The following is a 9,502-nucleotide window of genomic DNA, read 5'->3' as shown; positions in this document are numbered from 1 at the left end:
AATGATTTAGATTGGTGGATAGCTAACCAATGGGAATGCTTAAAACTAAAACATTCTTATGCACCTAATAGTAAGACTAGAGCGTTAAAGAAAACGAATCTCAAACAAATGTATATCATCAGATATGCGGATGACTTCAAGATTTTCACAAATTCTCATGAATCAGCTATAAGAATACATCACGTGGAACATTTCCATTTCTTTTTTTATTCCACTTAGAAAAAAATAAATAGATGATAATACCTAAGATTGAACCTACTGCCATTGGAATAGCCAAATCGTTGTATTCACCAGTTTCTTTCCCAATAATATAAATTCCTAAATAACCACCTATCAATAAACATCCAATTATAAATGCCCAAATAAGAATAAATATGATTTTATTATTCACCATCATCACCCTTTGATTTTTCTAAATAAAACAATTCCTCAATTGGTACATCAAAATATTCTATTAATTTTAAAGCCAACTCTAGACTGGGATTATATTTATTCGAAAACAACTGAGTGTAAATATATCTTTACATTCAGTTGTTGAAAATGGCTGAAGATTTACAAATTACACGTCAAACGGTGAATGCGATTGAGAATTTTATTGTGCTAACCTGCCCCTTTTGTTAAATAAGAAAAAGCTGCCTGGTACGGCAGCTGGTCTTAAAGTAAACCAGCTAATAGGAGTCAAGAACTTCTTATTAAAAATTTTTTTCTTCCGTATTATACTTTGGAAGGCACGCCAAATAACCCTCCAAATACCTTTTGGAAGGTTTTTCATTAGCCGCCTTTTCTTGTTGATTAATCCATATCTAGGAACTGCTCATTCCTTTTTAGGATTGCATAAATCCAGTGTAAAAGGTTTGATGAACGAAGTGTAATACTGATGAAACGTTATTTTATGATTGTACTTTATGTTGTACTTTTTGGTAGTGGAGCTGCTTTATTAATTCTATACTCAATGGGTGTCTACTTAATTGAAACGGGTATGTTAATCGTTTGCTTGATGGTTTTATACATAATAATTAGTTTAGGAGCTTTTGTAACAAAGCGATTATAAAAAAGCATTTACAATCTTATTAAACTATAGACGATTAAAGTAAGTTTGTGAAAGGTTGTACTTAAAGTAACGGGTGCTTTTATGGAATAAGGAGTATTAAAATAATCAAACTTTTTTATAAAAATCTCATACTTAGTTAATAAGAGAAACTCCATTTTGATCAATCTATTTTCAAAATGGAGTTTTTACATTGGCTATTAAATAAGGAAGCATACTCAACTGATAAAATTCATGAGCTTTTTCAGAGTACCCAGTTTCCCTTAAATTGACTAAATATACTTGATGGGTCGTTGTAAAAGTCTCTGCAAAATAATCTCCTGTTTCATTGTACTCCGAGTAATGATGTGTAACACATAGGGGTTCTCCTTTACCTTTAATAAATACTTCAAATTTCCCACGAGATGTATTTAATAACCTTCTCTCCCAGCTATGCATAAAGTCCTCCTCATAATAGCTATTAAGTAAATATTTTATTCAATTAAACATCCTTCTTAAATCAGGAGTCAAAACTTAGAAAGTTATGACTCTAACACTTTAAAATTTTTGTAAGAGAATCTTATTACCACTTTACATATTTGGATATATTTTGGACATATTTTTCCATTTTTTAAAAAATGGAAATAAAAAGGTATTTTGTTGAGAAAAGTAGTAAATATTAGGAGAAGAAAGGAGGCAAAGAGATAGTTTTATATTTTTTTACTATTTATACTAAAAGAGGAGGAGATCTTTGTGAGCTTTTTTAAAAAATCAATATTGTTTTTAATGACATCAATTTTAGTATTTAGTTCTTTTTATTTTGATACAACGGCTAATGCAGCTGACAATCAATTTGCGAAATTTGAAGAACAGATTGAAAAGCGTTTCCAACGGGGAATATATTTGCTAAATCAGAAAAAGATCCATTTAAACAGCTTGAAGAAGATTTTTCCTATTATTTAGATAAAATGGTGGAAGTTGATGAAGAATCTGAAAGAAATGAGTGGATAGATAATGCTCAAGTAATTATTGAAAATGAGGAAGTTGTTATTAATTCTTCAGACTCTGACTTAGATTATCAAGAAGCTAAAGTTGTTAAATATACAGATAATGATTTGTATTCAGTTACAATTCCTGTAAAAAGCTCAGATCACTATGAAATTAGCAATGTCGCAATTCATTTTGATACTAATGGAAAAGTTGAAACCTACAGTGAACTTTTAATTCAAAAATCCGATATTGGAACTTTCCAAACAATATTATATATTAATGGAGAAGAGGAATTTAACGAAGTAACTAATGAAGCCTTTTATACTTATGATGAATATAAAGAATCTCTTAAAGATGGTATAACTCCACTTGGACTTAATTTCGGCGGCTTTATAAGATGTCTTGGCCTTCCATCTGTTGTTGGCTGGCAATTAGGTAATATTTGCGCAGTAGCATGCATGACAGGAGTACTTTGCGTTCCTTGTTTAGCTGGTGCTTTAGGAATGAGCACTGGAGCCATTGCAACTTGTTTTGGACTAAACTGGAAATAAAATAAACTAAAAGGGAAGAATGCTTAACCATGGATATAATTTTGACCATAATTTCTTTAGTTTCTATAACACTTATATTGTTTGTTGCTTTTAAATACAGAAATAATAAGAATGGATCGAATAAGGTCGTGGTATTAATTCTACTTTCAAGTGCTGCAGCAGGGTTAGCATTGTTCTTAAATTCAGCTTATTCAATACTATTCTATGTTTTACATTCAGTGTTATTGTTACTGGCGTTAATATTTGCAATCATAAACACTAAGAAACAATCAAATGCGTAAAGTTAAGTTACGAAATTAAAAAGAGTTATCAAAAAACCGATTTTCTTTATTAGGAAATCGGTTTTTTGATAAATGCTTGTTATAGGTAAAGGAGAGTATACAAAATAATGAAGAAAAATGGTTTTATTTTTTTTATTGCGGTATTTTTAATAGTATTAGTTTTGGTTGTCACTCAAAATATCAAAGGGAAAGAAATTACATATGATGATATAACTATAGAAGATTATAAAGATAAAATTAACCCTAAAGAAGATTTTTATGTTTATATTTATTCACCAAATTGTCATACTTGTGAGGAATTTTCTCCGACATTAGATAAAGCTTTAAACCAAGTTAATGTGGAATTATTTGCTTTGGATGTATCGAAAGATGAAAATAATAACAAAGACTTTTTTAAACAATACGGAATTTCAGTAACTCCGACTTTAATATTGTATAAGGACGGAAACGAGGTTGGTAAAATGACAGGTAATATTCCATACAAAGAGCTATTGGAGTTTTTAAAGTAAGGAACTATGGAGTGCTTATAAAATGAATAGAAATCAATTAGTTATTCCTTTTGTTGTATCGTTAACAGCTACACTAGGAAGCCTATATTTTAGTGAAATTAAGGGTTATATTCCTTGTGAACTTTGTTGGTGGCAAAGAATAATTAATGTATCCGATTCCACTATTACTTGGTCTAGCACACTTAAAAAATGAAGTAATGCTTATAAAAAAATACACGTTATTATTATCTATTCCTGGATTTTTCATCTCCATGTATCATGTATTTCTACAGAAAACGAACATTTTTCAGTCTTTAGAGCCATGTAGATTAGGAGAATCTTGTTTAGCAGCATATATAAATTGGCTTGGATTTATCACCATTCCAACACTTTCATTTACGGCATATACTTTAATCACACTTTCATTGTTATGGAACAATAAATAACATATTTTAATAAGGGGTCCTACCAACAAACGCGGAAAATATACGCTAAGAGAATTTTGGAATGAAAAAAGCCGATTTTCCCAACCCATGTTAGTAGAGTTAATGAGTGGTATGAAAAACATGGTGGGAGAGATTGTGTCATCAAGAATTACCTATTAGAAGTACGGAAGGAACAGCGATAAGGAAATCCAGATATAAAACTCGAAGACTGTATATAGGGTGAATTCGTATTATAGAGTTAACCAGTTTTTACTGGTTGCTCTTTTTTTTATAGGACCTATTATTTCAGTAGCCAGGGTAGAACGTACGGGTGCGTGGGAGTTAGATCTCGTCAACTAAACTGTTCGCCCCCTACTTGTAGAATGATGTTTGAGGCTGGTTGGGACAAATGATCTCGTATAACAAGCGAAGCTATGGAACTACAGGAAGGTATAGGGGTTACTGGTGAGTAAAACTAAGGGAGAGATATTAATGAATCCAGTCATTGGCCTAGATGTAGCCAAAGGAGAAAGTGAGGTTCAAGCCTTTTTAGATAAAGACAAGCCGTTCGGGAAAAGTTTCAGTGTAAAGCATACCAAGGAGGATTTAGATTCGCTTATTTTTTTTTTGAGAGAGATAGAGGGACATACTGGGGTTAGGCCAGCTTTTATGAGTTTGCCGGCATCCCAGCACCCGGGCGATTTCACGGGCAACACTGGGTTTTTCAGCAAGAACAAGTGATTTCATAATGACTCCTTTCAAATCCATTCAGTTCCTTTTGTATACTAATTAAGTATGGCGGAAAATCATTCATATTTGTAATGGGATACGTCAGATTGGACAAAATGAGGTAGATGCTGAAAAAGGTGTATTACTTTTCATTCACCCCGATTCATTTTACAATGAATAGAATAGTTTGCTGACAAATAGAAAGACAAGGTGAAAAGAATGGACTCAAAAAACCAGCTTCTATATGATTACATACAGGAGAATTTGAAGAATATTACAGATTTGTGGATGACTTTAAGGGAAAAACAGAAGGGCTCCATTTATTCTGCAGATGCAGACCCTACTTTCGAAAAACTTCTGAGAGAACAAAATACGTTTACCAACCGTACCATTTCATCCGCTTTACTTGATGATGAAGCAGTATTTAGTGAAGATATGGAGGAGTGGGCCAGGACTGTAGCTGAGAGCAGAGTGGACACGAGTACTCCTATTTTTCAAGTACTTGGTGCTTTAAGCACTGTAAGGGAAACCTATTGGCACTTTGTTGAAAAATTCATTAAAGAAAACCAGTCTGAAGTAACAACAGATGATGTATTAATATGGAGCAAGACCATTAATAGGGCTTTCGATAAGCTAATCAACAAATTTGCGGAAAAGTATTATGAACTGACGACAAGAAGGCTTGTTGCCCAGCAAAGTTTGATCAATGAACTCGGCACTCCCGTCATTCCTGTAAATGATGACACAGCTGTTCTGCCGCTTATCGGCGATATTGACACCGAGCGTGCGCAAATCCTGCTGGAGGAAATTCCAAAAAAGTGTGCAAAAGAAAATATTGAACATTTATTTATTGACTTATCTGGTGTTGCCATTATCGATACGATGGTTGCCCATCAAATATTCTCTTTAACGACAGCTCTCAAGCTATTAGGAGTCAAATCCACCATCTCAGGCATCAGCCCTGAGGTTGCCCAGACATCCATCCAGCTCGGCCTGGATTTCACGGGGATTGAAACTTATGGAAAATTAAAACATGCTTTAAAAAGACAGGGTGAAAACATAGGATAGGAAGAACAGGGAAAAGCCGGTAAAACTGCCGGCTATTTATATGGAAATAATAATACGCACTTTACTGTGTTACCATTCTAACAATCTAACTTGTTAAAAAATGGGAAATTATCATTGACATCCCTCAATAGGACACATAAAATTAATTATATTCAGAAAATATAATAAAAATAGGCTGTGATAAAGATGAGACATCTGACAACAGATACTGTAAATAATCTTCTAAAAAAGGCTGTATTTCAAACCTGTGTTTGAGATACAGCCTTTTCTTTATCTCGCTAATGTACCGGGGAGGATATAAAATGGAAAAATTGACAGAATCGATGATGACTTTAACTCACAGGGAGGAGAACAAGGTGGTTACTTTAAATGGAAATACCCTTACTTTGTCTCAAGTCAAACGGGTTCTTTTTGAAGGAGTAAAGGCTGCAGCATCAGAGGAAAGCATGCTTCGTGTGAAAAACAGCCATGAAGCCGTGAAGAAAATTGTAAGTGAAGAGAAAGTCATATACGGAATAAACACGGGCTTTGGGAAATTCAGTGATGTAAGAATTGATCAGGGAGATGTCGAGGATCTTCAGCTGAATTTAATCCGGTCGCATGCCTGCGGAGTAGGGGAACCGTTCCCAGAGTCTGTCTCAAGAGCTATGCTCCTTTTAAGAGCCAATGCCTTATTGAAAGGATTCTCAGGCGTTCGTCCGATTGTGATCGAAACGCTTTTAGCGCTGGTGAATAAAAGTATTCATCCTGTCATTCCGCAACAGGGCTCTCTTGGAGCAAGCGGGGATTTGGCTCCTCTATCCCATCTTGCATTAGTACTAATGGGAGAAGGGGAAGTGTTTTACAAAGGGGAAAGGAAGCCTGCGTTTGAAGTGCTTGTTCAGGAAGGAATAGAGCCTGTAACCTTGCAGGCTAAGGAAGGGCTTGCCCTCATTAACGGCACACAGGCAATGACGGCAATGGGAGTCATTGGTTATCTGGAGGCGGAAAAAATCGCTTATCAAAGTGAGCTGATTGCGGCACTTACAATGGAGGGCTTGAACAGCATCATTGATGCGTTTGATGAGAACATCCATCAGGCAAGAGGGTATCAGCAGCAAGTAGATACGGCCAGAAGAATAAGGGAATACCTGTCTGGCAGCAGCCTAATCACAAAACAGGGCGAAATCCGCGTGCAGGATGCCTATTCCATCCGTTGCATTCCACAGGTGCATGGAGCATCCTGGCAGGCTCTTGACTATGTAAAAGAAAAGCTTGAAATCGAAATGAATGCAGCCACAGATAATCCGCTAATTTTTGAAAATGGGGAAAGCGTCATTTCCGGTGGTAACTTCCATGGGCAGCCAATCGCATTGGCAATGGACTTCATGAAAATCGCAGTGGCAGAATTGGCAAATATTTCAGAGCGCCGGATTGAAAGGCTTGTTAATCCTCAGCTGAGTGACTTGCCGCCATTTTTAAGCCCTGAGCCTGGACTGCAGTCTGGTGCAATGATTTTACAATATGTAGCAGCATCCCTTGTTTCGGAAAATAAGACACTTGCCCATCCGGCAAGTGTGGATTCGATTCCTTCATCCGGGAACCAGGAAGACCATGTGAGCATGGGAACAATTGGGTCGAGACATGCGTACCAGATTATCCAGAATGTCAATAAAGTGCTGGCTATTGAGGTGATTTGCGCGCTTCAGGCAGCAGAATTCCGCGGCACTGATAAAATGGCTGATAAAACTAAACGATTTTATGAAGAAGCTAGGAAGGTGGTGCCTTCCATCGCAAAAGACCGCGTATTTTCAAAGGATATTGAAGCATGCGCGGGCTGGCTGAAAGAAGTGGAAATAGACGCAATCTAATATGCAGGGGTCTGAACATTATTCAGGCCCCTGACTTCTTATTCTTTTGCTCTTTCCTCAAGTTCCTTAGCTTCATCTTCTTCAAAGCGGTTTTTAAACGCTTCCTGCGTTACAAGCAATTCTTCATCTTCCTGTGCCTCAGTGGTATGACGCTCAACCAATGTGTGTTCCGGAAATTCCCCCGGATGATGCTTCCTTTTATGGTTAAAATGGACACCGCGTGACATAATTAGGCTCCTTTCATTATTGAATTTGCATTCTTCCACTATTTTTCCCTCCAGCATCAGGACTATGTATGCCTGGTTTGCTCAATATTTTCCGTTCAACTTTTCCATTGGCCGCATAAGTATATAGAGCAAAGACGAAAGAGAAAAGGAGGGGGACAGCCGTGAATGATCCGTATGCTTCCGTGTTCTGTGCGGGACGGGGAGACCGTGCACCAGTATTTGCTGCAGATGCTGTGATTGATCATCAAATAAAAAAAGTTAATCTGGAGAATTATATTGGTAAATGGGTCCTGCTGTTTTTTTATCCGAGTAATTTTACATTTGTCTGACCGACAGAATTGGCGGCGGTCGCCGCTGTGAACCCATATTTAAAAGCCTTAAACTGTGAAGTCATGTCCATCAGTACGGACAGTGTATATGCACATAAAGTATTCAAGGAAACATCTCCGTCATTAAAAAACGTGAATTATCCAATGGTCAGTGACCGGACACATCAAATAAGCAGAGCATATAGGGTACTTGATGAAAAGTCAGGAGCGGCCATCAGGGCCTCCGTTTTTATCGACCCCAATGGCATTATTGCGGCAAAGCTCATCTATCCCGAGGAAGTCGGAAGAAATCTGCATGAACATGTCAGAATCATGCAGGGCATTCAATATGCACAGCAGACAGGGAAGGGTGTTCCTGCAAACTGGCAGCCCGGCCAGCAGGGGATTAACAAAGATCCGAATTTTATAGGTAAAATCTAAAGGAGGAGGCGGAAGGTTTCTCCTCCAAAATACATAATTACTTTAATAAGCGGCGCCGAAAATATATAATATGAAGTACACATGAAGTGGAGGGGGAGTTTGCGTGGACTTTTTTTCTATACTTTCTGAAGATCGGATCAAAAAGGCTCATAAGGACGGAGAATTTGATAATCTGCCGGGATATGGAAAACCGCTGCCGCCTGATGAATTGTCTTCTGTTCCTGAGAACTTGCGCATGGCCTATCGCATCATGAAGAACGCCGGATTCACTGATGAAGAAAACCAGGTGAAAAAGGAAATGCTGACGATTGAAGACTTAATGAAGAACTGTGATGACCAGGAAGAAAAAAAGAACCTGCAGAAGAAATTAAACGAAAAGCTGCTCCGTTATAACAGTATGATGTCCAAAAGAAGGCAAAACACTAATTCATCCCTTTTTAAAAACTACGAAGAAAAAATAAACAATAAATTACTCTAGTGAATTAGATGATTGGAATTGAGGAGAATACATGAATAAAGATGAATATATAAAGGTCCTTGAAAAAAGAGTGGAGGAATATGAGGCAGCCCTAGCGGATATTACGGCACCCATTATTCCATCAATCATTCCCCAGACGATCCTTGTGCCCGTTACCGGCCTGCTCATGGCAGAAAGACTCGAAAAAATCACAGCCAAGATCTTGAATCATATTAAAGAACATGACATTGAATTTGCCATCATCGATTTTACCGATATTACGGTCGACCGCATAGAGCAGATGGGCCTTTCTGAACTTGGAGAGCAAATCCGCAACCTGACTGATTCGATTAACCTCATGGGAGTTAAGCCTTACTTCGTAGGAATGACCCCGCAGCTGATAAAGGAAATTGTCTTGTCCGGCATTGATTTAAATGCTGAAACCCACGCTAACTTCCAGGCGGCTTTAAAGCATTTAATGAAAATAAACAGCCTCGTCTTTCAAAGGGTATAAATTCTAAGAGACTCCTCTCCTTGAACTATACCCCAGATACTGGACACTTATAAAAAAGTGCCCCTTTCTGGGGTTTTTTGTGTTTCAATAGATTTAATCAATAGGACGGAGGATTTTTCATGAGTAAGAATATTTATAATGAATTC

At 37.0% G+C, this 9,502-nt stretch carries 11 protein-coding genes and 4 pseudogenes; 10 read left to right on the top strand and 5 right to left on the bottom strand.

Going from position 1 to position 9,502, the window contains the following annotated elements:
- Positions 1–166: 166 nt before the first annotated feature.
- From M3205_RS24455 to M3205_RS24445, 3 genes and pseudogenes are all read right to left on the bottom strand, one after another.
- Positions 167–397, bottom strand: a complete 231-nt coding sequence (locus tag M3205_RS24455) for a hypothetical protein (RefSeq protein WP_251172255.1) — start codon at positions 395–397, stop codon at positions 167–169.
- Positions 384–500 (bottom strand): annotated as a pseudogene (locus M3205_RS24450) (helix-turn-helix transcriptional regulator); the annotation flags it as partial. The gene M3205_RS24455 and the pseudogene M3205_RS24450, both read right to left, overlap by 14 nt.
- A gap of 758 nt (positions 501–1,258) precedes the next feature.
- Positions 1,259–1,486 (bottom strand): annotated as a pseudogene (locus tag M3205_RS24445) (alpha/beta fold hydrolase); the annotation flags it as partial.
- Between the two features lie 294 nt (positions 1,487–1,780).
- Between M3205_RS24445 and M3205_RS24440 the strand changes: the two are divergent.
- From M3205_RS24440 to M3205_RS26070, 5 genes and pseudogenes are all read left to right on the top strand, one after another.
- Positions 1,781–1,990: a hypothetical protein gene (locus M3205_RS24440; protein WP_251172252.1), complete on the top strand. Its 210-nt coding sequence runs from the start codon at positions 1,781–1,783 to the stop codon at positions 1,988–1,990.
- A gap of 5 nt (positions 1,991–1,995) precedes the next feature.
- On the top strand, positions 1,996–2,568 hold the full coding sequence (locus M3205_RS24435) for a hypothetical protein (protein WP_251172251.1): 573 nt from the start codon (positions 1,996–1,998) through the stop codon (positions 2,566–2,568).
- A gap of 388 nt (positions 2,569–2,956) precedes the next feature.
- Positions 2,957–3,358, top strand: coding sequence for a thioredoxin family protein (locus tag M3205_RS24430; RefSeq protein WP_251172250.1), 402 nt, complete (start codon positions 2,957–2,959; stop codon positions 3,356–3,358).
- Positions 3,359–3,380: 22 nt separating this feature from the next.
- Entirely contained in the window at positions 3,381–3,551 is a 171-nt protein-coding gene (locus tag M3205_RS25840; protein ID WP_311315754.1) for a disulfide bond formation protein B, read from the top strand.
- Between the two features lie 703 nt (positions 3,552–4,254).
- Positions 4,255–4,428 (top strand): annotated as a pseudogene (locus tag M3205_RS26070) (IS110 family transposase); the annotation flags it as partial.
- Here M3205_RS26070 and M3205_RS26005 read toward each other — a convergent pair.
- Positions 4,423–4,509: pseudogene (locus M3205_RS26005) on the bottom strand (toprim domain-containing protein); the annotation flags it as partial. The pseudogenes M3205_RS26070 and M3205_RS26005 overlap by 6 nt on opposite strands.
- Before the next feature lie 201 nt (positions 4,510–4,710).
- Between M3205_RS26005 and M3205_RS24415 the strand changes: the two are divergent.
- Both M3205_RS24415 and hutH read left to right on the top strand, forming a co-directional pair.
- Positions 4,711–5,559 (top strand): STAS domain-containing protein, encoded by an 849-nt coding sequence (locus M3205_RS24415; RefSeq protein WP_251172248.1) that lies wholly within the window; start codon positions 4,711–4,713, stop codon positions 5,557–5,559.
- A 356-nt stretch (positions 5,560–5,915) separates the two neighbouring features.
- Positions 5,916–7,409 carry a histidine ammonia-lyase gene (gene hutH, locus M3205_RS24410; protein WP_251172254.1) on the top strand — a complete coding sequence of 498 codons (1,494 nt, stop codon included), beginning with the start codon at positions 5,916–5,918 and terminating at the stop codon, positions 7,407–7,409.
- Positions 7,410–7,447: 38 nt separating this feature from the next.
- Here the strand turns inward: hutH and M3205_RS24405 are convergent, their stop codons facing one another.
- A complete protein-coding gene (locus M3205_RS24405) occupies positions 7,448–7,675 on the bottom strand; it encodes a hypothetical protein (RefSeq protein WP_251172247.1) in 228 nt (75 codons plus the stop codon).
- A 122-nt stretch (positions 7,676–7,797) separates the two neighbouring features.
- On the opposite strand from M3205_RS24405, the gene M3205_RS24400 reads away from it, so the two are divergent.
- The 3 genes from M3205_RS24400 to M3205_RS24390 all read left to right on the top strand — a co-directional run bounded on the left by M3205_RS24400 (position 7,798) and on the right by M3205_RS24390 (position 9,356).
- A complete protein-coding gene (locus tag M3205_RS24400; RefSeq protein ID WP_396106390.1) occupies positions 7,798–8,385 on the top strand; it encodes a peroxiredoxin in 588 nt (195 codons plus the stop codon).
- A gap of 103 nt (positions 8,386–8,488) precedes the next feature.
- On the top strand, positions 8,489–8,863 hold the full coding sequence (locus M3205_RS24395; RefSeq protein WP_251172246.1) for a DnaJ family domain-containing protein: 375 nt from the start codon (positions 8,489–8,491) through the stop codon (positions 8,861–8,863).
- 31 nt (positions 8,864–8,894) lie between these two features.
- A complete protein-coding gene (locus M3205_RS24390) occupies positions 8,895–9,356 on the top strand; it encodes an STAS domain-containing protein (RefSeq protein WP_251172245.1) in 462 nt (153 codons plus the stop codon).
- Positions 9,357–9,502: the final 146 nt, after the last annotated feature.

Source organism: Cytobacillus firmus (assembly GCF_023715565.1).
GTDB classification, from domain to species: Bacteria; Bacillota; Bacilli; order Bacillales; family Cytobacillaceae; genus Cytobacillus; species Cytobacillus firmus_C.
This window is presented reverse-complemented; position numbering and strand designations above follow the sequence as displayed.

Bases quoted from the DNA above. Each gene is read 5' to 3' on its own strand.
- M3205_RS24455 (WP_251172255.1), bottom strand. From the start codon at position 397: ATGATGGTGAATAATAAAATCATATTTATTCTTATTTGGGCATTTATA.
- M3205_RS24435 (WP_251172251.1), top strand. From the start codon at position 1,996: ATGGTGGAAGTTGATGAAGAATCTGAAAGAAATGAGTGGATAGATAAT.
- M3205_RS24430 (WP_251172250.1), top strand. From the start codon at position 2,957: ATGAAGAAAAATGGTTTTATTTTTTTTATTGCGGTATTTTTAATAGTA.
- M3205_RS25840 (WP_311315754.1), top strand. From the start codon at position 3,381: ATGAATAGAAATCAATTAGTTATTCCTTTTGTTGTATCGTTAACAGCT.
- M3205_RS24415 (WP_251172248.1), top strand. From the start codon at position 4,711: ATGGACTCAAAAAACCAGCTTCTATATGATTACATACAGGAGAATTTG.
- M3205_RS24390 (WP_251172245.1), top strand. From the start codon at position 8,895: ATGAATAAAGATGAATATATAAAGGTCCTTGAAAAAAGAGTGGAGGAA.